The sequence below is a fragment of the Kitasatospora sp. NBC_00070 genome (assembly GCF_045041205.1).
Classification (GTDB): Bacteria; Actinomycetota; Actinomycetes; order Streptomycetales; family Streptomycetaceae; genus Kitasatospora.
Window position 1 is genome coordinate 3,523,396 of sequence record NZ_CP108247.1, and the last position, 24,526, is coordinate 3,547,921.

The 24,526-nt window shown below is 70.4% G+C and carries 21 protein-coding genes and 1 tRNA gene; 7 read left to right on the forward strand and 15 right to left on the reverse strand.

Going from position 1 to position 24,526, the window contains the following annotated elements; translation table 11 throughout:
• Positions 1-20: 20 nt before the first annotated feature.
• The 3 genes from OHV05_RS16335 (at position 21) to OHV05_RS16345 (ending at position 1,598) form a co-directional block, all read left to right on the forward strand.
• Positions 21-329, forward strand: coding sequence for a muconolactone Delta-isomerase family protein (locus OHV05_RS16335; protein ID WP_403042940.1), 309 nt, complete (start codon positions 21-23; stop codon positions 327-329).
• Between the two features lie 76 nt (positions 330-405).
• On the forward strand, positions 406-1,095 hold the full coding sequence (locus tag OHV05_RS16340; RefSeq protein ID WP_405018329.1) for an NADPH-dependent F420 reductase: 690 nt from the start codon (positions 406-408) through the stop codon (positions 1,093-1,095).
• Positions 1,092-1,598, forward strand: coding sequence for a nuclear transport factor 2 family protein (locus tag OHV05_RS16345; RefSeq protein ID WP_405018330.1), 507 nt, complete (start codon positions 1,092-1,094; stop codon positions 1,596-1,598). The genes OHV05_RS16340 and OHV05_RS16345 overlap by 4 nt, the downstream gene beginning before the upstream one ends.
• Positions 1,599-1,665: 67 nt before the next feature.
• On the opposite strand, the gene OHV05_RS16350 is transcribed toward OHV05_RS16345, so the two are convergent.
• The 5 genes from OHV05_RS16350 to OHV05_RS16370 all read right to left on the reverse strand — a co-directional run bounded on the left by OHV05_RS16350 (position 1,666) and on the right by OHV05_RS16370 (position 9,642).
• Positions 1,666-2,874 (reverse strand): IS701 family transposase, encoded by a 1,209-nt coding sequence (locus OHV05_RS16350; RefSeq protein ID WP_405018331.1) that lies wholly within the window; start codon positions 2,872-2,874, stop codon positions 1,666-1,668.
• A gap of 79 nt (positions 2,875-2,953) precedes the next feature.
• Entirely contained in the window at positions 2,954-5,116 is a 2,163-nt protein-coding gene (locus tag OHV05_RS16355; protein ID WP_405018332.1) for an AGE family epimerase/isomerase, read from the reverse strand.
• The gene (gene glgX, locus OHV05_RS16360) at positions 5,113-7,233 is read right to left on the reverse strand and encodes a glycogen debranching protein GlgX (protein WP_405018333.1); all 2,121 of its coding nucleotides are present in this window, start codon (positions 7,231-7,233) and stop codon (positions 5,113-5,115) included. Before glgX ends, OHV05_RS16355 begins: the two co-directional genes overlap by 4 nt.
• Before the next feature lie 134 nt (positions 7,234-7,367).
• Complete coding sequence (locus OHV05_RS16365; RefSeq protein WP_403042954.1) at positions 7,368-8,060, reverse strand: SDR family oxidoreductase; 693 nt, start codon at positions 8,058-8,060, stop codon at positions 7,368-7,370.
• Positions 8,061-8,298: 238 nt separating this feature from the next.
• Positions 8,299-9,642 carry a sugar phosphate nucleotidyltransferase gene (locus OHV05_RS16370; RefSeq protein ID WP_405018334.1) on the reverse strand — a complete coding sequence of 448 codons (1,344 nt, stop codon included), beginning with the start codon at positions 9,640-9,642 and terminating at the stop codon, positions 8,299-8,301.
• Between the two features lie 367 nt (positions 9,643-10,009).
• On the opposite strand from OHV05_RS16370, the gene OHV05_RS16375 reads away from it, so the two are divergent.
• The 3 genes from OHV05_RS16375 to OHV05_RS16385 all read left to right on the forward strand — a co-directional run bounded on the left by OHV05_RS16375 (position 10,010) and on the right by OHV05_RS16385 (position 11,818).
• Positions 10,010-10,462, forward strand: coding sequence for a hypothetical protein (locus OHV05_RS16375; protein ID WP_405018335.1), 453 nt, complete (start codon positions 10,010-10,012; stop codon positions 10,460-10,462).
• A 240-nt stretch (positions 10,463-10,702) separates the two neighbouring features.
• Positions 10,703-11,644, forward strand: coding sequence for a metallophosphoesterase (locus OHV05_RS16380; protein ID WP_403042960.1), 942 nt, complete (start codon positions 10,703-10,705; stop codon positions 11,642-11,644).
• A gap of 100 nt (positions 11,645-11,744) precedes the next feature.
• Positions 11,745-11,818: transfer RNA gene (locus tag OHV05_RS16385), tRNA-Pro, on the forward strand.
• A 324-nt stretch (positions 11,819-12,142) separates the two neighbouring features.
• Here OHV05_RS16385 and OHV05_RS16390 read toward each other — a convergent pair.
• The 10 genes from OHV05_RS16390 to OHV05_RS16435 form a co-directional block, all read right to left on the reverse strand.
• On the reverse strand, positions 12,143-13,879 hold the full coding sequence (locus OHV05_RS16390) for a condensation domain-containing protein (protein ID WP_405018336.1): 1,737 nt from the start codon (positions 13,877-13,879) through the stop codon (positions 12,143-12,145).
• A 64-nt stretch (positions 13,880-13,943) separates the two neighbouring features.
• The gene (locus OHV05_RS16395) at positions 13,944-15,188 is read right to left on the reverse strand and encodes an MFS transporter (RefSeq protein ID WP_405018337.1); all 1,245 of its coding nucleotides are present in this window, start codon (positions 15,186-15,188) and stop codon (positions 13,944-13,946) included.
• A gap of 43 nt (positions 15,189-15,231) precedes the next feature.
• A complete protein-coding gene (locus OHV05_RS16400; RefSeq protein ID WP_405018338.1) occupies positions 15,232-17,007 on the reverse strand; it encodes an amino acid adenylation domain-containing protein in 1,776 nt (591 codons plus the stop codon).
• A gap of 14 nt (positions 17,008-17,021) precedes the next feature.
• Positions 17,022-17,819, reverse strand: coding sequence for a leucyl/phenylalanyl-tRNA--protein transferase (locus OHV05_RS16405; protein ID WP_405018339.1), 798 nt, complete (start codon positions 17,817-17,819; stop codon positions 17,022-17,024).
• Positions 17,819-18,613: a hypothetical protein gene (locus OHV05_RS16410; protein WP_405018340.1), complete on the reverse strand. Its 795-nt coding sequence runs from the start codon at positions 18,611-18,613 to the stop codon at positions 17,819-17,821. Before OHV05_RS16410 ends, OHV05_RS16405 begins: the two co-directional genes overlap by 1 nt.
• On the reverse strand, positions 18,610-19,218 hold the full coding sequence (locus OHV05_RS16415) for a hypothetical protein (protein WP_405018341.1): 609 nt from the start codon (positions 19,216-19,218) through the stop codon (positions 18,610-18,612). Before OHV05_RS16415 ends, OHV05_RS16410 begins: the two co-directional genes overlap by 4 nt.
• 159 nt (positions 19,219-19,377) lie before the next feature.
• A complete protein-coding gene (locus tag OHV05_RS16420) occupies positions 19,378-20,025 on the reverse strand; it encodes a hypothetical protein (RefSeq protein WP_405018342.1) in 648 nt (215 codons plus the stop codon).
• A 2-nt stretch (positions 20,026-20,027) separates the two neighbouring features.
• On the reverse strand, positions 20,028-20,828 hold the full coding sequence (locus OHV05_RS16425) for a hypothetical protein (RefSeq protein ID WP_405018343.1): 801 nt from the start codon (positions 20,826-20,828) through the stop codon (positions 20,028-20,030).
• Positions 20,825-21,679 (reverse strand): NAD(P)-binding domain-containing protein, encoded by an 855-nt coding sequence (locus OHV05_RS16430; RefSeq protein WP_405018344.1) that lies wholly within the window; start codon positions 21,677-21,679, stop codon positions 20,825-20,827. The genes OHV05_RS16425 and OHV05_RS16430 overlap by 4 nt, the downstream gene beginning before the upstream one ends.
• Entirely contained in the window at positions 21,676-22,836 is a 1,161-nt protein-coding gene (locus OHV05_RS16435) for a MalY/PatB family protein (RefSeq protein WP_405018345.1), read from the reverse strand. The genes OHV05_RS16430 and OHV05_RS16435 overlap by 4 nt, the downstream gene beginning before the upstream one ends.
• Before the next feature lie 635 nt (positions 22,837-23,471).
• On the opposite strand from OHV05_RS16435, the gene galE reads away from it, so the two are divergent.
• Complete coding sequence (gene galE / locus OHV05_RS16440) at positions 23,472-24,476, forward strand: UDP-glucose 4-epimerase GalE (RefSeq protein WP_405018346.1); 1,005 nt, start codon at positions 23,472-23,474, stop codon at positions 24,474-24,476.
• Positions 24,477-24,526: the final 50 nt, after the last annotated feature.

Sequence of the window (24,526 nt, forward strand, 5' to 3'; positions counted from 1 at the left end):
CCATCCCCCCAGGAGAACTCATGCTGTTCTACGTCCAGATGAAGTGGAAGCACGAAGGCCGGATCACGCTCGAGGAGCTGTGGGAGGTCGAGCAGGAGGAGGCCGAGCACGCCAAGGAGACCATGGACTCCGGCTTCTGCGTCGGGATCTGGAAGGTCGCGGCGCAGAAGCGGGTGATCGCGATCATCGAGTCCCCCGACGCCGAGGAGCTCGACCGCACCGCCCTCGGCCGGCTGCCGATGCGCGAGTACCTGGAGTTCGAGCAGGTCTGGCCGCTGCGCGACTACCTCGGCTTCGCCGAGGACGTGAAGCTCCGCTACAAGGTCTGACCCCCAGAAGGCCCCGGGCACCCGCCCGGGGCCTTCTCGCGTCCGTCGCCCACCACCTCCAGGAGGAGGCCCCACCATGCGTTACGCAGTCATCGGCACCGGAACCGTCGGCCGGACCCTCGCGGCCCGGCTGGCCGGTCTCGGGCACGAGGTCAGGATCGGTACCAGGGACGTCGAACGGACCCTGGCCGGCACCGAGCCCGACGGGTACGGCAACCCGCCCTTCGCCCACTGGCTCGTCGACCACCCGGAGCTCCGCCTCACCACCTTCGCGGCGGCCGCGGAGTTCGCCGAGGTGGTGGTCAACGCCTCGATGGGAACGGCCAGTCTGGCCGCACTGACCGCCGCCGGGGCGGAGAACCTGGCCGGCAAGCTGCTGATCGACGTCGCCAACCCGCTGGACTTCTCCCGGGGCCTGCCGCCCACCCTGGACCCGGTCAACACCGACAGCCTCGGCGAACAGATCCAGCGGGCCTTCCCCGCCGCCCGGGTGGTGAAGACCCTGAACACCATGAACGCCGGGGTGATGGTCGACCCACAGCGGGTGCCGGGTCCGCACGACGTCTTCCTGTGCGGCGAGGACGAGATCGCCAAGAAGGAGACGGTCGGGCTGCTGACCGCCTTCGGCTGGCCACCGGACCGGGTGATCGACCTGGGCGGGATCGGCAGCGCCCGGGGCCTGGAGCAGGTGCTGCCGCTCTGGCTCAGCCTCTGGGGCACGCTCGGCCACTGGGACTTCAACTTCCATGTGCGGAGCGCCCGGTGAACGCCCGCCGGGCAGCCGCCGCGCTGCTGACCGTCGCCGCCCTCGCCACCGCCTGCGGCAGCACCGGGCGGACCGCCGCCGGTCCGGCACCGGCGGTCACGGCCTCCGCCACCGCGGGCACCACCCCGGCGGGCACCGGCACCGAGCCGACCGCCACCGGCACCCCGGCCCGCCCGCAGGACCTGACGGTGATCCGGGCGTTCACCGACGCCGCCAACCGGGGCGACCTGGCCCGGGTCAGCTCCAGCTACGCCCCCGACGCGCACTTCGACCGGGCCGGCGCGCAGTTCGCCGGCCGGGACCGGATCGTCAACTCCTTCCTCCGCCCCGACGTGCTGGAGGACGGCGGCCACTACCGGGAGATCTCGGTGACGGCGGCGGGCGACCGCACCGTCGTGGAGTACGTCTTCACCGCCAGGGGCGGTGCCATCACCGAGCACTTCACCTACGCGTACCTGATCCGGGACGACGTGATCACCCACGTGATCGGACGCTACGTCTGACGCCCCGTCCGGACACGACGGAGCCCGGGTGCCGGACCACTGGTCCGCCACCCGGGCTCCGTTCTGTTCAGCCCACCTCGGAACGGAGTTCGGGCCGCCGGGCGAACTCCAGCTCCTGGAGCGTGTGGAAGCCCAGCGCGGCGGAGGCCAGGGTGACGTGGTGGTGCCAGCCCCGGAACGACCGGCCCTCGAAGTCGGCCAGCCCGTAGTGCCGTTGCAGCCGCTCACAGCCGGTGCCCGAGCTGTGCCGCAGGGCGGCGAGCGCGGCCACCTCGGTCAGCCGGTCCGAGGTCAGGTTGGTGACCCACTGGGTCCGCGGCTGCGGCCGGCCGAACGGCCACTCCACCACCAGGTTGCGGGGCGCCCGGCCCCGGATGCCGGACAGCCGGGTGGGCGGCACGACCGGACCGCCGAGCAGCGCCGTCGCCATGAACCGGGAGTGCCTGACCCGGCCGGTGCCCTCCTGCCAGCCGAGCACCGTCCCCGGGCTGCGGTTGCCGAGCGCCCGGGCCAGCTCACCGGCCGGCATCCGCCCGACCGGGGTCCGGCCGGGCGGGGTGGGCACGGTCAGCTGCGTGCCGACGCCCACCGCGATCAGGTAGGACAGGCCGCGCTGCTCCAGGCCGGACAGCAGCGGTTCGATGTCCTGCCCGTGCGACCAGTCGGCGAGCACCGGCGCCCGGGGCACGTCCCACTCCAGGATCTGGTCCAACGACTCCAGCAGGTAGTCGTCGCGGGACCGGTGGCGCTGCTCCTCCGGCAGGTGCGCCTGGGCCCGCAGGTCCTGGTCGGTGTCCCACTCCCGGGGCAGCAGCAGCCGCCAGTTCACCGGCAGGCTGCCCTCCGCGTGGACCAGTGAAGTCGCCAGCGCCAGCTGGCAGTTCATCGTGCGGCCGGCCGACGGGACGAACTGCCGGGCCACCCCGACCGAGCGGGTGCCGTTCTTCTGGAAGGCGACCTCGTCGAACGCCCAGGCCTGCGGCGCCGACAGCGCGCTGACCCGCTCGGCCAGGTGCCTGCGCACCCCGTCGCAGTCCCAGGTGGACTGGCTGACGAACTGTTGGATCGGCTGCACCACCCGTCGGCCGAGCACCTGCTCGGTGATGTTGGCCGGGGTCCGGCGGCCGGAGGCGTGGAGCAGTCCGCGCAGGTAGACCTCGCCCCAGCGCCGCTGGTCGGTCCTGGCGAAACAGGCGAACAGCTCCCGGCAGTAGTCGGAGAGCCCGTCGTGCCGCTCCCTGGCGGGTGCTTCGCGGAGGTGTGCGATCGTGGCCACAACAGTCCTTAGGAGTCTCGGAAAAGGGGCCGGTCCTCCCCCGCGCCGTGGTCAGCAGGGGAGGACCGGGGCTACGGGGTCACGCGTGCTGCGGGCAGCTGTGCTCCGGGTCGAGCACGAAGGCGTCGGTGGCGACCAGGGCCTGGGTGACCTCGTCCAGCGCCGAACCGACGATCACGAAGTCCACGTCCAGGCCGACCTTGGTGCGCTGGAACAGCAGCTCGTTGATGGCCGGACGGGCGATCCCGGTCACCTTGCACAGGTGGAACTCCACCCGCTCGGGCCCGACCGACAGGGCCTCGGTCATCCCCCGGCGGAACTTCTCCAGCTCCTCCAGGTCGACCACGCCCTCCAGGAAGATGTGGGTGGTCCGGCCGTCGAAGTCGCTCCTGATCCGCAACCGCATGTCGGCCGGCTCGACCACCACCCGGACCCGCAGCGGCTGGTCGGAGGCCGGCAGGTTGACCGTCAGCTGCTTCGGGTCGAAGTCCTGGTACGGCCGGTCGTCGATCCACACCCGGTCGATCTGCACCGACCCCTCCGGCAGCAGGTCCGGCGAGACCCGCAGCACCCGGCCGGGGAACGAGTCCGGCAGCGGCCGGAAGTGCAGGGTCAGCGGCGAGGAGGTGATCAGCAGGTTGGTGTACGCGGCAGCCAGGTAGCACAGCTCCAGCGCGTGGTAACCGGCCATCGAGTGGCTGCCCTTGAGCCGCTCGGTGCCGAGCAGGTACGGGATGCCGTTGGCCAGCACGTTGAAGTAGACGCCACCGTCGTCGTAGTCCAGGAAGAAGGCGTTGTAGAACGCGGCCGCCTCCCGGCCCAGCCGCTTGTGCTCCGGGTCGCCGGAGACCCCGGCCAGGATCAGGTACGCCAGGATCGACTGCTCCTGCTGCCACCAGGCCTTGCGGTCGTGCCAGACCAGCCGGTGCGCACCGCTGTCCGGGTCCGCCCGGCGCTCGACCACGTCGTACCAGCCGCCGCGCTGCTGGTCGCTGCCGACCGGCGGCATGATCTCGGCGATCCGCTCCGCGAGGGCGGTGTACTCGGGCTTGTCGCGCAGCGACCGGATCCGGGTCAGGTTCCAGGCGATCTTCAGGTTGTGGCCGACCACGGCCCGGTCCTGCTGCCAGCCCCAGGTCCGGTCCGGGGTCCAGTCCTCGTGGAACCGCTCCTGGACGAACGGGCTGGCCGGCTCGTCCGGGAAGTACCGGGCGATGTCGTCGGCGGTCTGCTCCAGCAGCGCAGCGAAGTCCTCCCGGCCGGTGGCCAGGTAGGCGTTGATCAGGTACGCCGGGGCGTGGTCGCCGACCGAGTTCCAGTTCTTCCGGGCCCGGTTGCGGCCGAGCGCGTCGGAGCGAGGGTCCATGGTGATCGGGTCGAGGTGGGAGAAGAAGCCACCGCGCTCGTCGTCCTTGAAGTACCGGTGGAACAGCTCGACGGTGCGGTCGATGTCGCTCAGGATCCGCGGGTCACCGGTGATCCGGTAGGTCTGGGTCGGCCCGGCCAGCGCGTAGATCTGCTCGTACATCGGGATCGCGTCGAAGTCGTCGCCGAACTCGGAGGCGAACACCTTCCGCTGGCCGGCCGGCGTGATGTCGATGCCGTGGTACCAGTAGGCGATGCCCTCCCGGTCGTCGCTGACCCGCATGTGCTCGCGCAGGTAGTCGGTGCCGGACTCGGCCGCGTCCAGGAAGCGCTGCTCCCCGGTGAGCATGAAGGCGGTGGCCAGCCCGTAGACCAGCCGGGAGATGGTGTCGGTCTCCTGGCGCACGTCCTGACCCGCCGAGTCCGGCAGGTGGGTGCCGCTCAGCGTCAGCTTGGTCCGGAAGTTGCGCCAGTCGTACACCCCGTCGGGGAAGTGCCCGCGCAGGTAGAAGTCCGCTATCTCGGAAGCCTGTTGGACCCACCAGTCGGGCTTCTCGAAGACGTAGGCGCCCCGGGTCTCCTCCGGGAAGGTGATCTGCCGGGCCTCGATCCGCTCGCCGCCGTCCCACTGGTGGAACAGGCCGTGGACGAAGACGTAGCGGCCCTCCGCGAGCATGTCGCGGGTGGCGCCGGAGGTGTCGCGCGACTCGTCGCCCAGGTTGCGGACGATCTGCGAGCCGAGGAAGCCCTCCAGGTGGATGGTGAACTCGCGTCCGTCGGAGGTGCGCAGGCCGAAGCGGTCGCGGGTGGGATCGTACGACGTCACGTAGCCGGCGATGCTGTCGGAGTACGTGCGGCGGGTCTCGGGTGCGCTCATCGGTGGAAGCCTCCGTCGTGGGGCAGCGAGGTCAGGACGACCACGCTGCGACCGTGGGCGTGGTAGGTGTGGCCGGCCACCGGCTCCTCCGAGCCGGCCGTCAGGACGTCCGCGGGTGCCTCCAGCGCCGTGTCGACGGTGCGGGCCCAGCGGTGGCCGCCGATCCGCGGCAGCTCGAAGTCGAGGCCGAGGTGGAACATGTTGAGGATCACGTGCAGGTCCGGCTCCCCGCCGAAGCCGGCCAGCGTGAACGCCAGCACCCGGGCGTCGGTGTCCTCCCAGCCCGGCTGCTCCAACTTGGTGCCGTGCCAGGTGACGTCCGGCAGGTCCCGGTCGTTGCGGCGGCCGGAGAAGAAGTGCGGCTCGCGGACCGCGGCGGTGCGCTTCCGGAAGGCGATCATCTCCTGGAAGAACCGCCGGGTCTCGGTGTTCTTCTCGGCCTGCTCCCAGTCCAGCCAGGCGATCGGATTGCCCTGGCAGTAGGCGTTGTTGTTGCCGTCCTGCGAGTTCCGGAACTCGTCGCCGGCCAGGATCATCGGCACCCCGCGGCTCAGCATCAGCAGCGCGACGTGGTTCTTGATCTGACGGACCCTCAGCCGCTCGATGTCCTGGGCGTCGGTCGGGCCCTCGACCCCGCCGTTCCAGCTGAAGTTCTCGTGCGCGCCGTCCGCGTTGGACTCACCGTTGGCGTGGTTGTGCTTCTCGTTGTAGCTGACCAGGTCGTTCAGCGTGAACCCGTCGTGGCAGGTGATGAAGTTGACGCTGTTGGTGGGCAGTTCACCACTCTTGCTGAACAGGTCGCGGGAGCCGCCGATCCGGGTGGCGACCGCGCCGACCAGGCCGCCGTCGCCCCGCACGAACCGCCGGATGTCGTCCCGGTAGGGCCCGTTCCACTGCGACCAGCGCTTCCCCGGGAACCGGCCGACCTGGTAGAGGCCGCCGCCGTCCCAGGGCTCCGCGATGATCTTCGTCTCGGAGAGGATGCCGGACAGCTCGATGCCCCAGAGCACCGGCGGCACGTCCATCTCGTACCCCTCGGCGCCGCGCGACAGCTCGGAGGCGAGGTCGAAGCGGAAACCGTCCACGTGGTGCTCGGTCACCCAGTACTCGAGGCACTCGATGATGAACTTGGCCACCGCCGGGTGGTTGGCGTTGATCGCGTTGCCGCAGCCGGTGAAGTCCATGTAGTGCCGGCGGTCCTGCGGCCACAGGTGGTAGTAGGTCTCGTTCGCCTGGCCGCGGAAGCTGATGGTCGGGCCGTGCTCGTTGCCCTCGGAGGTGTGGTTGAAGACCACGTCAAGGATGACCTCGATCCCCGCCCGGTGCAGCGCCTTGACCATGTCCCGGAACTCGGTGATGTGCGTGCACTCGCAGGCGTCCGAGCAGTACCCGGTGTGCGGGGCGAAGAAGCCGAACGGGTCGTAGCCCCAGTAGTTGTGCAGCGGCGTCCCGTTCGGGCCGGTCCGCAGCACCTGGCGCTCGTCGAAGTCGAAGACCGGCAGCAACTCCACGGCGGTGACGCCGAGTTCCTTCAGGTACGGGATCTTCTCCACCAGGCCGGCGAAGGTGCCGGGATGGGTGACGCCCGCCGTCGGGGAGGCGGTCAGGCCGCCGACGTGCACCTCGTAGATGACCGATTCGGCCAGCGGAGTGCGCAGCGGCTCGTCGCCCTCCCAGTCGTAGCCGTCCAGGTCCACGACCATGCTGCGCATCGAGTACGCGCAGTTGTCCTCCGGGCCGATCGCCCGCACCCGCTCCCAGAGGGAGTTGACGTTGGCCCGGGCGTACGGGTCGAGCAGCACCTTGCGCGGGTTGAAACGGCTGCCGGAGTCCTTCGTGTGGTGCGGGCCGTCCATCCGGTACGCGTAGGTCTGACCCACCGTCAGGCCATCGACCCGGCAGTGCCAGAAGTGGTAGCTGCGGTGCAGGTCCGGGTCGAGTTGGATCACCCGACCGGGCGCCAGCGCGTCGTACCGGTCGAAGAGCAGGAGCTCGACCCGGGTGGCGTGCTCGGAGTACACCGAGAAGTTGACCCCGGTGGCATCGAGGGTGGCGCCCAGCGGCTGGGCACGACCGGGGCCGATCACGGCCTCGGCCAACCCCGGGGGCGCCCCCATGGGCGTGTGACTCTTTGTCATTTTCTCTGTCATTTCTGTCGCTGCGACGGGGGAGGATCGAGCGGCGGAGCGGGCCGGCCGAGCGCTCCGGCCGGCCCGTTTCAGGCCGGGTTCGGACCCGGTTCAGGTCCGGCTCAGGCCACGGGGGCGCGGTCCAGTTCGAGCGAGGCGAACGCCCGCTCCCAGTCCGTGAGCCGCGCGCCGGGCTCGTTGAAGAGCTCGAAGGTGAGACCGCGCGCCGGGGTGGAGTAGAGGGCGTGCACGACCGCGTCCGCGACGTCCTGCCGGTCGACCTGACCGAAGCCCCGGTCGCCCTGCTCCAGCCGGACCCGCTCGCCCACCGCGTGGTCGTCGATCAGCCAGCCGGGCCGGACCACCGTGTACGGCAGCCCCGACTCGCGCAGCAGCTCCTCGCCGGCCCGACGCCACTCCAGCAGCCGCCCGTACGCGTTCAACGGGTGCCCCTGGTGGGTCGCGTGCAACTGGCTCACCAGCACCACGTGCGGGCGGGCCCCGGCGGCGGTGGCCGCCTCCAGCACGTTGCGCACGCCCAGGTACATGGTCGCCTCGGGCCGGTTCGGCCCCTGGTCGTCGGTGCCCGGCTCGACCGAGATCACCACCGCCGACGACCAGGCCAGCGGCCCGGCCAGGGTCTCCGGCAGGCGAACGTCGCCCTGGACGAACACCGCGCCGGGCGGCAGGTGACGTCTCGCCAGTTGCACCGTGCGGCCGATGGCACGCACGCTCTCACCTCGGTCCAGCAGGCGCTGCACGATCAGTCGGCCGAGTCGGCCGGCACCGCCGACCACCACTACCGGGCTGTCCATCGGTTCCTCCTCGTTGCGCTCGAAGGCTTGCCCCGTCCGTTCACCGGCCGCAGGAAGTGCCTGCGGCCGGACCTGTCGCACCGGTCGGGCCGTCGGTGGTCGCGCCGCCCGGATGTCGGGTGGTCGCTCCGCCGGGCTCGTCGGGTGGTTGTTCTCCCGGGCTCGTCGGGTGGTTGCCCCCCAGGCTTCCGGGCGGTGGTCCGCCCGGGCTTCCGGGTGGTTGCCCGCCCGGGCCTGTTCAGACCCAGCGCAGGATGTCGTCCGAGCTGGTCAGCGCCGTCCCGGAGGGCAGGTTGGCCATCGCCGGGACCTTCAGCCGGGGGTAGACGCTCACCCCCGACAGCCGCGTCCCCGGCCACAGGAACGCACCGTCGCCCACGGCCGAGAAACCGTCCAGCCGCACCGGCTGCGCGCGCTCCGAGCGGATCTCCACCATCGGTCCGACATAGCTGTCCTTGATCTCCGCGTACGGGCCGATCACCGCCGAGTCGCCGCAGGACGCGCCGACCAGGCTGGCGCCCTCGCGAACCTCCGCGCCGTCCCCGATGTCCGAGTACTCGAGCCGGACGTCGGCACCGATGGTGACGTGGCGGCCGATCCGGACGCCCGCGCCGATCTGCACCGTGCCGTTGGCGAGCTTGTCGGCCAGCGTGGTGCCGGTGACGTCGTCCCGGGTGTCGAGCGAACTCTTGTGGACCCAGAACCGCGGGCGCTCACTGTGCGGCGTCGTCATCAGCTGGTTCATCTGCGGGTAGTCGCCGGCCAGCACGTTCCGCAGCGTGACCAGGTAGTCCTCGACGTTGCCGAGGTCGCCGAGCCGGGCGATGTGATGCGCCGCCACCGGGTGGCCGTTGCGGACCAGCCAGGGCAGCAACTCACCGCCCCAGTCCAGCCGTTGCTGGGCCTGCCGCATCAGCTTCGGCTCCCGGGCGGCGGCCCGCAGCCGCCCGCAGTCGATCAGGTACATCCCGGCGTTGGTCGGGATGAGCCCGCAGCTGTCACCGCTGATGCCGGGGAAGAACTCGTGCACCTGGGCCAGGTTCGGCTTCTCCACGAAACCGGAGACCCGGCCGTCGGAGTCGGTCTGCACGGCCCCGTACTTGCCGGCCACCTCGAGCGGGCTGCGGGCGACGGCCGCCACCGTCACCAGCGCGTTGTTGGCGTGATGGGTGGCCCGCAGCTCGGCCAGCGAGAAGTCGAAGATCGAGTCCACCGGCAGGACCAGCGCCTCACCCGTGAGGTCCCACTGCTCCAGGTTGTGCAGGGTGGCCGCACCGGAGCCGACGTTGTACCGGTCGAAGCTGGAGCGCGAGTACCGGACCTCGACCCCGTACCGCTCGCCGTGCCCGAGCAGGAGCTTGACCTGGCTGCGGTTCTCCAGCCCCTGCGCGACCACGTAGAACCGGCGGATGCCCTGCTCACGGCAGGCGTCGATCACCCACTCGACGAGTCGGCGCCCGGCGAACGGGATCAGCGCCTTACTGCGGATGTAGTCAGTGGCTTCCAAGGTGATCGGTTTGGCCCGCTCACCCCTGCCTCCGGCCAGGATGATCCCGACCGTGTCACTGTCTCCCCCGGCCATCGCGTTCCTTCGCCTCGCATCGGCAACGTTGTCCTTCGAGATTCAACAGGCGCTGTCAAATCTTGTCAATCCCTGAGTTAACCGAGGCTCCGAGGACGCCGCCCTGGTCGGCCGAGGAGTCCCGCCAGTGTCGGATCAGGGCCTGTTTCGACCGTCGCGCCCCCATTTGATCCGGCCTCCGGCGAATGCCCCCAATGGTCGTGATCACGACCCGCTGGGAGCATTTCCAGGCAATCGGACGTGTTTCTCCTCCCGGCCGGCCCGGCAAATATTGGTCATCCACCGTGGCTGACCGATCACCCAATGCGCTATTTTCGGGAGAGACCATTGGCCGTCAGCCAATGGAACGAGCGGCGGGGGCCACGGCGTGACAGGCGGGATCGGCAAACGAACATTGGCAGTGCCGCCAAGCCGAAGGGCTGCATTCTTCGATCTCAGAGGCGGCGCGGGCGATTCGGTCGATCCGGCCAGGGCAGCCATGCAGAGACATCGGGCCGAGGGCGACCTGGTCGTGCTTCTACTACCCATTTTTGACGGAGCGTCGCAGGACGGCTACAGAGGGGCAGCGGCCGACGTCGTCCTCTATTACTCCCCCACGGCCAATGCCTCGAACAGCCGACTTGCCATTGTTGTCGGGCTCATGGCAACAATGGAACTCTCGGCCTCCCGCTGCTTCGGCTACGGTGATCACCCGGAGAGCGCGGGAATGCTCTGCGCGGTCGGCAATCCACGCGTACTGGGTGACGATCCGGAAATTCGCCGGGTCGCCAAGGAGCGCGGCTGGCCCACAATCGAAGCCCCGTCTTCCGCGAATTCTTGACGGAGCACGTCAGATAGCGACATTTGTCGGCCCGGGGTCGGATCCGGTCGGTCCGTTGACCGGCGGCGTCCTGCTGGAGTGACTCCTCGCGTGACCTCCGCGAGCGCGTCCCGGCCCGGCGGGTCGGACAAGGTCCGACAAGGTCCGACCTGCTCCGCCGCGGAGCGCATCGACCGGCACTCCCCTCACGTCCCTGACATCCCTGACATCCGAACGCCGGTGAGCTGAGATCATGGACCGATGCGACCTCTGTACTCCGTCCCGCTCGGAATCGCCGCCGCCGGCGCCGCCTGCCTCGCCTACTCCGCCGGGTACGAGGTCCGCTCGTTCCGGCTGCGCCGGGTCGAGGTACCGATCCTGCCGAAGGGTGCCCGACCGGTACGAGTGCTCCAGGTCTCCGACATCCACATGGTCAACGGCCAGACCAAGAAGCAGCGCTGGCTGCAGAGCCTGGCCGGCCTCCGCCCCGACCTGGTGGTGAACACCGGCGACAACCTGTCCGACCCGCTCGGCATCCCGGCCACCCTCGACGCGCTCGGCCCGCTGCTCGACTTCCCCGGCGTGTACGTCTTCGGCTCGAACGACTACTACGGCCCGAGCCCGAAGAGCCCCACCCGCTACCTCAAGGCCCTGAAGAGCGGCGTGCACGGCCTGAACAACCCCGACGGCTCCGGCCGGCGCGGCATCACCGGCGCCGTCCACAACCCGTGGGAGGACCTCCGCGACGGCTTCGACGCGGCCGGCTGGCTCGACCTCACCAACACCCGCGGCCGGCTCAAGCTGGCCGGTCTGGACGTCGAGTTCACCGGGCTGGACGATCCGCACATCCGCCGTGACCGCTACAGCGCCGTCACCGGCGGCCCGTCCCCCGAGGCCGACCTCTCCATCGCCGTGGTGCACGCCCCCTACCTCCGGGTGCTGGACGCCTTCACCGCCGACCGCTACCCCCTGATCCTGGCCGGGCACACCCACGGCGGCCAGCTCTGCGTCCCCTTCTACGGCGCCCTGGTCACCAACTGCGACCTCGACGCCCGCCGGGTCAAGGGCCTCTCCGCCCACCGGGCCGGCGGCCACCAGTCCTACCTGCACGTCTCGGCCGGCTGCGGCACCAACCGCTACACCCCCGTCCGCTTCGCCTGCCCCCCGGAAGCCACCCTGCTCACCCTCACCCCTCGCCGCTGACCCCCAGCTCAGCGCCCCGACAAACCGGATTTCGCGTCTCGGCACCCGTCCGGTAGAGTTCTTCTCGTTGCACCGGGAACGGAGAGCAACGAAGCAGGACCGGGGTGTGGCGCAGCTTGGTAGCGCGCTTCGTTCGGGACGAAGAGGCCGTGGGTTCAAATCCCGCCACCCCGACCCAGTAGTACGAGGTCAGGGCCTTATCGGAGAGATCCGGTAGGGCCCTGCTTCGTTGTGCGGGTCCAACTGAGTGACTGAGCCTCAGAAGAGTTCGTCCATCACCACGGTGCCGGTCCGGATCACCGACCGGATCTGCTTCCGGTACACCCCTCGGCGGCAGCGGTGCTGGAGTGTCTGACCTGGCGTGAGATCTCCTCCAGCGGCACGTCGATGAAGCTGTGCCGCAGCCGCCCGGCACCCACCTGGCGGGGGCCCGGACCCGCAGCGTGCGGTGGGATGGGCGGGTACGCACCCGAGCCCACCCCACTGTTCGAAGCAGCTTCAGATGTGGAAGTGATGGCGGGCTCGGAGCACCCGGGCGCACTCAAGTACCGGCAGGTCGCTCAGCAGCAGTTCGACGGACGAAACGAGGGACCGTACGAAGGTCTGGGCGTGCTGTGCGGACCATGCTTCGGCCTCGTACTGGAGCAGGACGGAGGTTGCGCCCGGTTCGACCGTGATGCCGATCGCCACGCCCGGGCGGAGGGCCGGGGTGAGGTCGGCCTCCGCTGCGGACACCCGCGCGCCGGCCAGGCTGAGCGACGATCCGCCCGGATGCTCCGAGACATCGAGGTAGAGCCAGGGGCGCCAGAGCTGCTCGGTGTCGCGGCCCGGCTGAAGTTCGTTGACCAGCAGCGGCAGTGGCATGGCATGGGCCATACCGCTGAGCACCGAGGTACGGGCCGAGCGGAGCACCGCGGAGGTGGGCAGCTCGGAGTTGATCCGGAAGCGGAAGATCGACGAGGTGGCGAACCAGGCCACCTCGCCGTCCCATCCCGCCGGGCGGACCGAGGTGGGGCTGACCACGCCGATCACGCTGCGCCCCGAGTGCGCGAGCGAGCTGAGCGCGAGTGCGCTCAGAAATCCGCCGTACAGTGTGCAGCCGTGTGCGGCGCACCACTCCCGGAGGCGTTCGACGAGGTCGCTGCTGATCACCTCACGTGCCTGCTCAGCCGTGGTCGGGTGTGCGGTGGGCTCGTGCATGCCCGGCAGTCGCATCTCGGGAAGGGCCTCCAACGGGTCGAGGTTGCCCCGCCAGTAGGCCAGGTTCGTGGCCAGGCGCTCGGTGTGGATGTGGTGTTCGGTCTCGCCCCAACTGAGGCTGCCGGTGGGGGCGGCGCCGAGATCCGGGGCCCGGCCGTCGAGGCGTGCGCGATAGGCGTCGGCCAGCGAGACCAGCAGGATGCTGAACGACTCGCCGTCGGACACCAGGTGCTCGACGGTGACGACGAGGCGCATGGTCGAGTCCGGCAGCCGGAGGACGGTCACCCTCAGCTTGACCTCCCGGTCGAGCTGGAACAGGCGCGTCGCGTCCTCGTTGACGACCCGGTCGGCGGCGTCGGCGCTGTCCACGGCCACGACCCGGAAGAGCCGGTCCGTGTCCAGCTCGTCCGGCCGACCGAGGCTCGCGTGGTGCCCGGCGTCGTCGGAGGCGAAGAGGGCGCGCAGCGAGGGGTGGCGGTCCACCAGGTCGTGGCAGGCCAGGCCCAGGGCCTCGGTGTCCAGCTCGCCGGACACCTCGAAGACCTCGGTGATGTGGTGCGGTATGCGGGCACCGGTGGACGTGACGTCCCGTTCCCGGCGGCGCTCCTGACTGTACGTCAGGGGAATGCGCTGCCCTGCGAGCACCGGACCGGCCGCCCGCTCCTCGGCGAGGTCACCGCTCGGCGCGCCCCCGGCCGCCTCGACGGGGCCGGCCAGGGGAGCGGCGTCGCCCGCTGCATCCGGTTCCGGGGCGGTCGGCGCCGCGGACGCGACCCGCTCCCGCAGTCGCTCGGCCAGCTCCCCGAGCACCGGGGCCTCGAAGATGTCGTCGAGCGACACCTCGACACCGCCCAGGCCGCTGCCGAGCTGGGTCGCCAGCCGGGCGGCCATCAGTGATGACCCGCCCTGTGCGAAGAAGTTGTCGGTGAGGAGGACGGGCACTCCCAGCAACGCGGCTGCGGAGTCCAGCACGACGGCGTCGACCGCTGCAGCTGTGGGCGCCTGCGCCGGCTCGGTCAACGTGCTCTCGGTCATCGTCGTGTCCTTGTCGTTCGTTCGATCGCGGGCTACTGGGTGATGGCAGGGGCGACGGTCGCTGTCACTCGGCGGGCCAGACCGCCTCGCGCAGGCTGCGCTGTGCCGAGGCCGCGAGCAGTGGCACGGTGAGCAGTGCGCAGACGATGAGGACGGCGGTCTGCGGGGAGAAGGTGTCCAGCAGGAGGCCGGCGAGCAGACTGCCCAGCGGGGTGCCCACCGAGAAGGCCATGAAGGTGCCGGCGATGACCCGTCCGCGCACCTCGTCCGGCACCGCGCGGAAGACCAGGATGTCGATCATGACCATGAGGGCGGGCATCCCCGTGGCCACGGCGAGGAGCAGCGCGAAGACCCAGATCGGGCCGGCCGGCACGGCCAGCCCGGCGAGCAGCGGCACGCACAGCCAGCAGGCGGTCAGCAGGAGCTTCCCCGGCTGCATCAGGGTGTGCAGTCGACTGATCAGGGTGGCGCCGATGATCCCGCCGACGGCCTCACCCGCGAGCGCGAAGCCGACCGCGGTGCTGGAGTGGTGCTGTTGGAGCGTCACCACGGTGATCAGGATGGTGGCGGCGCCCGCGAGGTTGACCGTGGCGGCGACCGCGGTGACGGCCCGGAGGGTGCGGTTCTGCCACAGCACCCGGAGCCCGAGGAAGGCGCCACCGCGCGCCTTGCCCGTCCCGGCGGCCGGGCGGCCGTCGAACCGGACCGCGGAGGCGGTGCAGAGCGAGACCAGGAAGCCCACCAGTGCCAGCACGAAGGGGGCGGTCCTGGCCACGGCGAACAGCGCGCCCGCGAGCAGCGGACCGAGCAGTCCGGCGACGCTCACCCGTGCCTCGTCCTGGCTGAGGGCCTGGGTCAGCTGTTCCTTGGGGACGATGGAGCGCAGGACCAGCGCTCGGGAGGGCGCGCCGAGAGCCTGTGCGGCGCCCAGGCCGACGGCCACCGCGAACAGGTGCGCCATGGTGGGCGTGCCCAGGCTCAGCGCGACGGCGACGGTCGCGATCATGCCGAAGCGGAGTGCCTCGGCCGTGATCAGCAGCGTCCGGCGGTTGAACCGGTCGGCCAGCGCGCCGGAGGGCATGCCGAGCGCCATCTGGGTCCCGACCTGGAGCGCGCTGAAGACGGCAGCCTGGCCCGGGGACCCGGTCATCGCCAGGATCAGCAGCGGGAACGCGAGGTTGCTGATGCCCATTCCGACGGCGCCGGCCGTGGCGCCCGCCCAGTAGGCCTGGAACTTCAGGTTTCGACGCAGCGGCGGGAGGGCGAGGGCGGGACAGTCCGCTTCAGGTAGCTGTGTTTCGGTCGTCATGGCTGCACCTTGTGGTGGGTCTTGGGTCAGGGCGGGTGTGGGATCAGCCACGGGAGAGCTCGGTGAGGTGCTGGGCCAGCGCCTCCAGGCGCGGGTGGGCGAAGACCGCGTCGATCGGTACCACCAGCTGGTGCTGCCGGAAGACCGCGGCCACCAGCCGGGCTGCCGCAAGCGAGGTACCACCGGCCTCGAAGAAGTCCGCCGTGCCATCGAGTTCGGGACGGCCGAGCAGGTCGCGACAGATGCCGAGCAGGGCTTCGAGACCGAAGGTGGGCTCGTCGGCGGAGCTCCGCGCAGCCGCTTCAGCCTGCCCGGTAGCTTCCGCCCGTGCCCGCAACGTCGCTTCGGCCTGCGCACGGAGGGCGGTCTGGTCGACCTTCCCACTGGTGGTCATCGGGAAGCTCTCCAACGCGAGGAAGGCGGTGGGCAGCATGTAGGAGGGCAGGCGCTGGGCAAGCGCGTCGCAGAGTGCGCCCTGCAGCAGGCCGGTCGACCCCAGCGTGCAGGCGGTGAGTTCGCCGTCGATCCGTAGCACCCGGGCGTCCTGGGCGGCGGACACCTCGACGATCGCGGCGGCGATCTCGCCGGGCTCGATCCGGTGACCACCGATCTTCAGCTGCTCGTCCATCCGGCCGACGAAGACCAGGGCGCCGTCCCGGTGCCGGACGAGATCGCCCGTCCGGTACCAGCGTGTCCCGTCCTCGGTGGTGGAGAACCGCGCATCGGTCAGCGCGGGGTCACCCTGGTAGCCGTCGGCGACACCGGGCCCGCCGATCAGCAACTCACCGACGTCCCCGGCCCCGGCCTCTGCGCCGTTCTCGGCGAGGACCCGGACGGTGACCTCCGACAGCGGCACGCCGATCGGTGCGGTGCCGCCCTCACCGAGGACGTCCTCGGTGAGCCGTCCGGCGATCGAGGTGACGGTCGCCTCGGAGACCCCGTAGGCGTTGAACAGGTCGATGTGCCGGGTCGAACCTTGCAGCCACGTGCGCGCGGTCTCCAGCTGCACGACCTCGCTGCCGGCCACCACGAGCCGCAGGGCCGGCGGTGGTGCCGGCTGAGCGGCCAACTGGCGGGCCCAGCCCGCGACGTAGGAGGCCGGAAGGTTGGCGACCGTTACCTCCGTCTCGGTCAGGAAGCGGGTGAACCGGTCGTAGTCGTACTCGCCGAGGGCGCTCGCCAGGACCACCACGGTCGCGCCGCGGGCGAGCGTCGGCCACAGCTCCTCGGCCGCGACGTCGAAGGTCAGCGAGGTCGAGTGGAGCACCCGGTCCTCGCTGTCCAGGGTGTAGACGGCGCCGGCCGCGCGGGAGTGCCAGGCCAGTGAGTCGTGCGAGACGCGGACGCCCTTCGGCTCCCCGGTACTCCCCGAGGTGAAAACCAGGTACGCCGCCGGGCGGGGGGTGACCCCGCCGGACGCGGCCGGCTCGGGGGCGAAGGCGCTGGGGGTCTGGGTCCACTGTGCGCAGCCGTCCGACGGGTGCAGCTCCAGCACCGGGCGGGCGGTGCGCAGGATCCGCTCGCGGCGGACCTGCGGAAGGTTCGGGTCCACGACCACGTAGCCGGCCTCGACGGACAGCACCGCCAGCATGGCGACCACGGCCCCGTAACCGCGCCGGGCGTGGAGGGCGATCAGGTCGCCGCGTCCGGATCCTGTCGCGATGAGCTGTGCGGACAGCGCCTCGGCGTCGGCGCGCAGCCGCCCGTAGCTGTACGAGTGGGCCCCGTCGACGACGGCGATCCGCTCCGCCTCCACTTGGTTGATCAGGGTGACCGGGTGACCGGTGGCGTACACGTTTCCTCCAGTACTGACATGCATGTTCGGCACCTGCCTCAGCCCGCCGCCGCGGCCAGCCAGGCCGCGTGCTTGGGCTCTTCGTCCAGCCGCAGCGGCTGGTCCACCGCACCGAGAGCGGCCAGGTAGTCGTCCCGGTCGACCGGCCGGGCCCCCAGGCCCTCGGCCAGCGGGCCCGGCATCTGCGCGTCCAGGAACGCCACGCCGCTCCCCGCGAGCCGGCCCTGCAGGTCAGCGATGGCCACCTTGCTGCCCTCGGGGCGGCGGTGGAACGTCGAGTCCATGCTGAACACTCCGCCGAAGCCGATCCCGAAAACGCCGGCGATCAGTTCCTCGCCCTCCCAGACCTCGACGCTGTGCGCCCAGCCCTGGCGGTGCAGGTCCGCCAGCGACTGCGCGAACGTCGCCGAGAGCCACTGGCGTTCGTGCGCCCGGTTCTCGGCGCACTCGGTGACCACCCGCTCGAAAACCGTGTTGCAGGTGGTGGTCCAGCCCAGGCGGTTGCGGAGCCTACGGCGGAGATTGGTGGACAGGTGCACGTCGCCGGGGCGGAAGACGGGGCGGCGGGCAGGGTTCCACCACACGGTGGCGAACCGGCCGAGCGGGTTCTGGGTGGGCAACTCCTGCACGGTGCCCAGCTCGACATGGACGGCGAACATGATCTCGTTGATCTCCACGCCGTCCGCGTGCTCGGTGGGGAGCGGGAAGAAGCCGTGCCGGAACGCCGCCAGCAGGGTGTCGGGGGCAAGGTCGGCGCCCACGGCGCACGGCAGTCCGTCGGGTACCCGGCTGGTGTCGATCGACTGCCAGGCGACGTCGGCCTCGGTCTTCGGCATCAGGCCACCGCCTCCGGCAGGGCTCCGAGGTGAGCAGCCGTCAGGACCGCCAAGGCCTCCTCGGCTGCCGTCCGGACGGCGTCGGCGGCGAACAGCTCCGCCTGCGGCAGTGGAAGCATCTCAACCCCGGCACCCGCCCAGGGCGGCGAGCAGGCGATGCCCTCGCTGAGGAAGACCCGCGTGGGCTGCCGTACCCGGGTCTCGTGCACCGAAGCCGCCAACCCGTACGAGAACCAGGCGAGTTGCTTTCCGGCGAGGCTCTCCGCGATCGGCGCCGGCAGGTCCGGGGCCACGGCCATAAGGACCTCGAGCAGAAAGCTCCGCGCCGCGTCGAAGGCAGCCGCTTCGGTCCGACCGCGCAGCTCGGGCAGGTTCGCGAGGTCGACTCCACCGTCCAGCTTCCGGGCCAGTTCGACGAGGAGGGCCTGCGGGTCGTCGGGCCCGAGGTCCGCCGGTTCCAGGAGCAGCACCGAGGACCGGCCGGGCCACGCTTCGGCAAGGGCCTGAGCGAGCACCGCGCCGGAGCAGTAGGCGACCACCAGGAGCGGTCCCTCCGGCAGCGCCGACTCCCCGAGCCAGTGGGCGGCTTGCTCGGCCACGGGGTGCGGCCCGACGAGCAGTGCCGGGTTGGCAAGCGGGTCGATCCGGTGCCGGACGACGGACGGGCCCTCGGGGAGCACCGCCTCCAGCGACCGGCGCGGGATCTCGTTGGCGAACTCCAGCACGAGCACGGCGCACCCGGCCTCGTGCCGCTCGCCCGACGGAGCCTCGGGGGTGGGAAGGGTCGTGTTCACGGTGCCACCAGGTGAGAGGGGGTAGGTTCGGGTTCGGAGGAGGCGGGGCAGGGCGCCGCCCCGGTGCCGAGGGGCTCGGTCAGCGGTTCGTAGAGGCACCAGACCATGGTCGGCTTGAAGATCTCGTGGACCAGCAGGTTCGGCGCCTTCGAGACCACGTCCAGTGACCCGACGCAGGCGTCCACCACGCCTTCGTTCGCCTGGTCCACCGCGATGGGCTTGGCATTGACGTAGTGGATCTCGGCCTGCGGGGTGTACTTCCGCGCGAAGAAAGCGGTGGCCGGGTGGATCGCGATCCGGCGGACGCCCTCCAGGGTCCGCGAGCGCTGCGCGTTGGTGGCGATGCACATGTCCTTGGTCTGCTGCTCCCAGACGGCCGCGAGGGACATCCGCCCGTACGCCCTGAAATGCAGATCGACCCAGCTGTCCACGACCTCCGTGCCACCGCGTTCGATGAAGCCCGCAGCCACCAGGGCGTAGGTGCCGTGCTCCTCCCCGTACGCGACCGCATCGGCGAAGGAGTCCGCCAGCACCACCTCGGGGAAGAGCCGGGTGGCCTCCGCGTGCGCATCCGTCCCGGCCGGGCCGAGTGTTGCGACCCTCATCCCCGGTTTGCTCTTCCACGTGCCGGTGTGCCCCGGCAGTACCTCGGTCACGACAAGTCCCCCTCATGTGTTCCCACGGGCGCGTGACGGTGTCGGTCGGCGCCCGCCTGTCGGCCAGGACCCGGGGGTGTCCCGGGGGCCTGGCCTCTGTGCTTCGGGCTACGCCAGCGGGATCGTGCCCCGGATGACGAAGGTGTCCCGGATCTCGTACAGCCGGCGCACCGTCACGTTCCGGCCGCCGATCAGCTGAGACGTCGTGCGCGCCTCCAGGGAGCGGACCCCCTGACGCTCGTATGCGTCGACGTCCAGGGTGGCGAGGCCGTGCGAGCGGGCGTCCCCGACCGAGTAGTCGGTCCACAGCAGCATGGGCAACTCCTGCTCCGGGGGCAGGAGTTCGGCCACGGTGAGCTCATCCGTCCGGGACCGCAGGTCGACCTCCAGCCCGGGCGCCGTGAGGATGCCCGGGTCAGCGGTCCTGGGTGCGAAGAGCTTGTTGAAGCCCAGCAGGTAGCCGCGGATCAGCGAGTACGGGTGGTCGACGTAGGTGACGACCGGAAAGAGGAAGTCCCTGCCGTTCAGCCGGACCGGGACCTTGAACAAGGTCTCGACGAAGTCGATGGACTGTTCACCGGACACCTGGGAGGTGACCCGCGCGGTCGTCACGAGGAAACGCCGGGCCTGCAGCTGCTCCACCAGGGCCACCGGCAGGCCGTGTTGGGCGAAGGACCGGAAGTCGACGGCCTCCGGCTCGTCGAACACGGCCGTGGTGGCCGAGACGACAAAGCTGTTCGGGAGGTTGATGGACACGCTCACTGGCTCCGATCGCTGGCGGGGGTGGGACGGGCCGTCAGGCACGAGAGTTCGAACGGGAGGCCCTGGTTCTCCAGGAAGGCTCGGTCACGGACAGCGCGGAACGTCGCCTCCCCGGTGTCCCCCTCGGCGGCGCGGGCCAGGAACTCGGCCGATGAGGGCAGCAGTCGGACGCCGTGGTCCGCGGCCAGGGTCCCCAACGCCGCGGTACAGACCTGGTACAGCGCGGTCAGGTCGGACGGCGGAACGTCACCGGTCGGGTCGTCGGCCGGCGCACCGATGGTGTGGGCCAGCTCGGGTTCCGCCAGCAGCCGCCGGAGCGCGCCCACGGCCTTCCCGATGTTCTCCTCGCGGCCTGCGAAACCGGACTTGGCCAGGTAGTACGCGACCGGCTGGGCCAGCCACGGCAGCACGCTCTCCGACGCCCGCTCCGGCAGGCCGTCCAGGTGGGCCTGGAGGCCGAGCGGGTCGCTGATGAACGGCCGGGTGGCCATGCTGGTCACGTAGGCCGCGTGCCGGACCCGGAAGAAGTTGTCCGCGAGCGTGATCGCCGCACTGACCGTCAGACCGGAGTCGTCGGACAGCGAGCGGAGTACCGGGGCGAGTTGGGCTCGCACCGGACCGGCGTCCGCCTCGGACCGGATCACCGGGATGAGGTCCAGGTCGGAGACCACCTGACCGTCCCGGGTGCGGAAGTCGCCGCGGGAGAGCGAGCCGGACAGCGCGACCGAGGCCCCTGTCACCGGGGCGAGCGCGGAGGTCAACCGGCCCCTGAGCTCGTCGACGTCGGTGGATCTCATGCCCGCACCGCCGGTCCGGTCACCGCGGTGAAGTCCGCTGCGCCGCCGTAGGCGTCCTCGGCCGCCCGGAACGAGCGGTAGACCAGGTCGAGCAACTCGTTGGAGTCACCCAGTACGTCGTGGGCGTAGCGCAGGTCCTTCACCAGGTGCCGCAGGGCGAAGTCGGGGTCCGAGTAGTCCTGCGCGACCGTCCGGTCCAGCTTGCTCGCGCAGACCGGAGCCATCCAGCCTTCGGCACCCAGGATCTGCCGGGCGACGTCGAAGTCCTGGCCCAGTGCCTCCTGGAGGGCGGGCACGTACGCGGCCACGGAGTGCATGATCGAGGCCCCCCAGGCGTTGTAGACGAGCTTGAAACGGGCCGGGTTGCCCGGCACCGCGAAGTCGTAGCGGTTGCGGACGAACGTGCCGAGCACCAGCTCCGCACGCGCGTCGTCGGCACTCCCGTGCACGAAGGCCGCAAGGGTGCCGTCCGTCGCGCCGGCCCGGCTCCCGGTCACCGGCGATTCGAAGCTCACACCGCCGGTCCGCGCGATCCGGTCGTGCCACTCGACCGCCCAGTCCACGCTGAGCGTCGACATCTCGATGCAGGTGGTGCGCACTCCGGAGAGTGCACCGACCACGCGTGGGTCCGTCCAGAACTCGCGGCTGCGCTCGTCGTCCGCGAAACAGCCGAGGATGACGTCGAACGGTGCGTCCGCCAGGCTGTCCAGCGAGGCGATCTCCACCCCCTCGCACGGGGGCGTGAGTTGATGCCTGCTCAGAAGGGAGACCGCCATGTCAGCTCGCTTGGCGAGGTGGGGAATGACCCCGCGGGTCATCACCCCGTACCCCGCCACCAGCACCCGGATCACTGCTGTCCCACCCCTGTTCGTTCTGCTGATTCGACGTGTGCGGGCGGCGGCAGCCGGCGCCGGTCCGCAACCGCTCCGGCCATCGCGGCCAGAGCCCGTTCCAACTGGTCCGGCGGAAGCGCGAAGTTGAGGCGCGCGAAGCCCGGACTGCCGAACTCCTCGCCGTCGCACAGGGCCACGCCCGCGTGCTCGCGGAAGTACGCCGCCACGTCGGTCACCCCGAGGCTCCGACAGTCCAGCCAGGCCAGGTAGGTCGACTCCGGTGGCGTGCACCGCACACCGGGCATGTCCGCCGCGACGGCCTCCGCCACGGTCCGGCTGTTCTCCCGCAAGCGCCCGAGGGTGGCCACCAGCCAGTCCAGCGAGCCCTGTTCCTCATAGGCGGCGCAGAGGGCGGCGACACCCAGCCGGGACACCGACCGGATGTAGAAGTCAGCTACCCCAGACCAGAGTTGAGCGTCCTGTTCGGCCGAGAAGACCAGTTGTGCGCACTTGAGCCCCGAGATGTTCCACGCCTTGGACGCGGAGGTCGCGGTGATCGTGTGCCCGGCGGTCCGCTCGTCCAAGGATGCGTACGGCACGTGGGGCCGACCCGCCAGGTTGAGGGGCGCGTGGATTTCGTCACTGAACACCCGGGCCTGGTGGGAGTCGACGATCCCGGCCAGTGCCGACAGTTCCTCACGGGTGAATGCTCGGCCGGTCGGATTGTGCGGGTGGCAGAGCACCACCAGCCGTCCGCCCGCGGCGAGCGCCCGGTCGATGCCGGCCAGATCCATTCGATGACCGGACGGCCCGTCGATCCCGGGAACCCGCAGTACCGGATGGCCGAACTGCTCCGGCACGGTCAGGAACGGCGCGTAGGCCGGTGTGGGCACCACCACGGGTGCCCCCGGCGGGAGGAAATGCCGCACTACCGCCTGGAATCCGCTCACCACGTCGCTGACAAATCCGATGGCGGCCGGATCGACCCTCCAGCCGTAGGAGTTCCCCAGCCATGAAGTCAGGGATTCACGAGCCCGCCCGACGCTCCCGGGGTCGTTGTATCCCAAGGTGTCGAAGCGCACCTCCCGGGAAACTGCCTCGCGGATCGGATCAGCAGTGCCGTAGGCCATTTCGGCCACCCATGCCCCAATGGAATCCGGGTACTTGGTGGCCAACAGGGACCTCGGGAGAATCATATTCATCCCATTCTGTCTTATCGGTAAGTCGCAGTCCGGATTGGATCCCAGACGGTATCCCAGGCTGTTCGTTCCGTCGCCTTAATTCTTCCATCCCCCTGGCGCACCGGCTGCAGCGGTGGTCGATGTTACTGACCGGTTCGAGCGTTGGCAATGCCCTGACCTTGGTGTTTTCAAAGTCGCCCCTTCTGCGCGCTTGCGACTCTGATCGCCCTGAAATGTCCGAATAATCCAAGCGTCGACCTGAATCAAGTGATGCGACGGGGAATGCGAGCGGTATACCCCAGAGTCAGGGCGTTGATTGCGCGTCAACTTGCTGGCAACCCGGCAGAGTTGGGATGGTCACACGCACCCCCATTGGATCGGTTTGATATTCGGCACTCCCTTATCCGGAGCCCGGCAGGCGGGTCGGCCGCCGGGAAGTCACCCTGATCGAGGGAGATTTCCACCCGCCCGCTATCCTTCTCGGTATCCGATCTGCAGACGGGGCCGCAGCCCGTTGTGGGGGCAACGTCGGCACTCACCACTGTGGTCACCCGGGCCCCGAGGTCCGCTCGATCGGTCACCGACAACAGGGCCCAGTGCATGGGCACACAGAAGGGTTGGTCCGACCTATGAAGGTTCTGATCTCCGGGGGTGCCGGGTACATCGGCTCCACCGTTGCCTCGGCCTGTCTGGATGCCGGGATCACTCCGGTCGTCCTGGACAACCTGGTGACCGGCCGGCGCGAGTTCGTCACGGGCCGCGCCTTCTACGAGGGGGACATCGCCGACGGCACCCTGGTCGACCGAATCTTCGCCGAGCACCCGGAGATCGAGGCCGTGGTGCACTGCGCCGCGCTCATCGTGGTGCCGGACTCGGTCGGTGACCCGCTCGGGTACTACCGGGCGAACGTCGCCAAGAGCCTGGATTTCGTCGGCCACCTGATCCGCAACGGCTGCGAGAAGATGATCTTCTCCTCCTCGGGGTCGATCTACCTCCCTGGTGCCGACTTCAGCGTCGACGAGCACTCCGGCATCTCGCCGCAGAGCCCGTACGCCCGGACCAAGGCGGTCTGCGAGGGCATGTTCGCCGACATCGCCGCCACCCAGTCGATCCGCATCCTCTCCCTGCGCTACTTCAACCCGATCGGCGCCGACCCTCAGCTGAGGACCGGCCTGCAGCTGCGTCGGCCCAGCCACGCGCTCGGCAAGCTGATCGAGGCCCAGGAGGCCGGCGTGCCGTTCCAGATCACCGGCACCGACTGGCCGACCCGGGACGGCTCCGGCATCCGTGACTACGTCCACGTCTGGGACCTGGCCACCGCGCACGTGGCCGCACTGCAGCACTTCGACCGCGCGCTGGAGGAGCAGCAGTCCTCGGTGATCAACCTGGGCACGGGCACCGGCACCACCGTCACCGAGTTGGCCGCGGCCTTCAACGACGTCGTCGACCAGCCGGTCTCCCTGGTCGAGACCGGCCCCCGACCGGGCGACGTGGCGGGTGCGTTCACCCGTAGCGACCGGTCGAAGCGGCTGCTCGACTGGGAGCCGCGCTTCTCCATCGCGGAGGGCATCCGGGACTCCCTTCGCTGGGCCGAGGTCCGCGACGAGCGCCTCGGTCTCACCGACCTCGGCTGACCTTCTGCGGGCCAACCGGCCCGAAACAGCCAGTGGTACGAGCAGGGCCC

Coding starts and splice junctions, on each gene's coding strand:
- OHV05_RS16370 (WP_405018334.1), bottom strand. CDS start 9,642: ATGGCCGGGGGAGACAGTGACACGGTCGGGATCATCCTGGCCGGAGGC.
- OHV05_RS16415 (WP_405018341.1), bottom strand. CDS start 19,218: ATGAGGGTCGCAACACTCGGCCCGGCCGGGACGGATGCGCACGCGGAG.
- galE (WP_405018346.1), top strand. CDS start 23,472: ATGAAGGTTCTGATCTCCGGGGGTGCCGGGTACATCGGCTCCACCGTT.
- OHV05_RS16365 (WP_403042954.1), bottom strand. CDS start 8,060: ATGGACAGCCCGGTAGTGGTGGTCGGCGGTGCCGGCCGACTCGGCCGA.
- OHV05_RS16390 (WP_405018336.1), bottom strand. CDS start 13,879: ATGACCGAGAGCACGTTGACCGAGCCGGCGCAGGCGCCCACAGCTGCA.
- OHV05_RS16340 (WP_405018329.1), top strand. CDS start 406: ATGCGTTACGCAGTCATCGGCACCGGAACCGTCGGCCGGACCCTCGCG.
- OHV05_RS16425 (WP_405018343.1), bottom strand. CDS start 20,828: ATGAGATCCACCGACGTCGACGAGCTCAGGGGCCGGTTGACCTCCGCG.
- OHV05_RS16395 (WP_405018337.1), bottom strand. CDS start 15,188: ATGACGACCGAAACACAGCTACCTGAAGCGGACTGTCCCGCCCTCGCC.
- glgX (WP_405018333.1), bottom strand. CDS start 7,233: ATGGGGGCGCCCCCGGGGTTGGCCGAGGCCGTGATCGGCCCCGGTCGT.
- OHV05_RS16380 (WP_403042960.1), top strand. CDS start 10,703: ATGCGACCTCTGTACTCCGTCCCGCTCGGAATCGCCGCCGCCGGCGCC.
- OHV05_RS16355 (WP_405018332.1), bottom strand. CDS start 5,116: ATGAGCGCACCCGAGACCCGCCGCACGTACTCCGACAGCATCGCCGGC.
- OHV05_RS16335 (WP_403042940.1), top strand. CDS start 21: ATGCTGTTCTACGTCCAGATGAAGTGGAAGCACGAAGGCCGGATCACG.
- OHV05_RS16400 (WP_405018338.1), bottom strand. CDS start 17,007: ATGCATGTCAGTACTGGAGGAAACGTGTACGCCACCGGTCACCCGGTC.
- OHV05_RS16405 (WP_405018339.1), bottom strand. CDS start 17,819: ATGCCGAAGACCGAGGCCGACGTCGCCTGGCAGTCGATCGACACCAGC.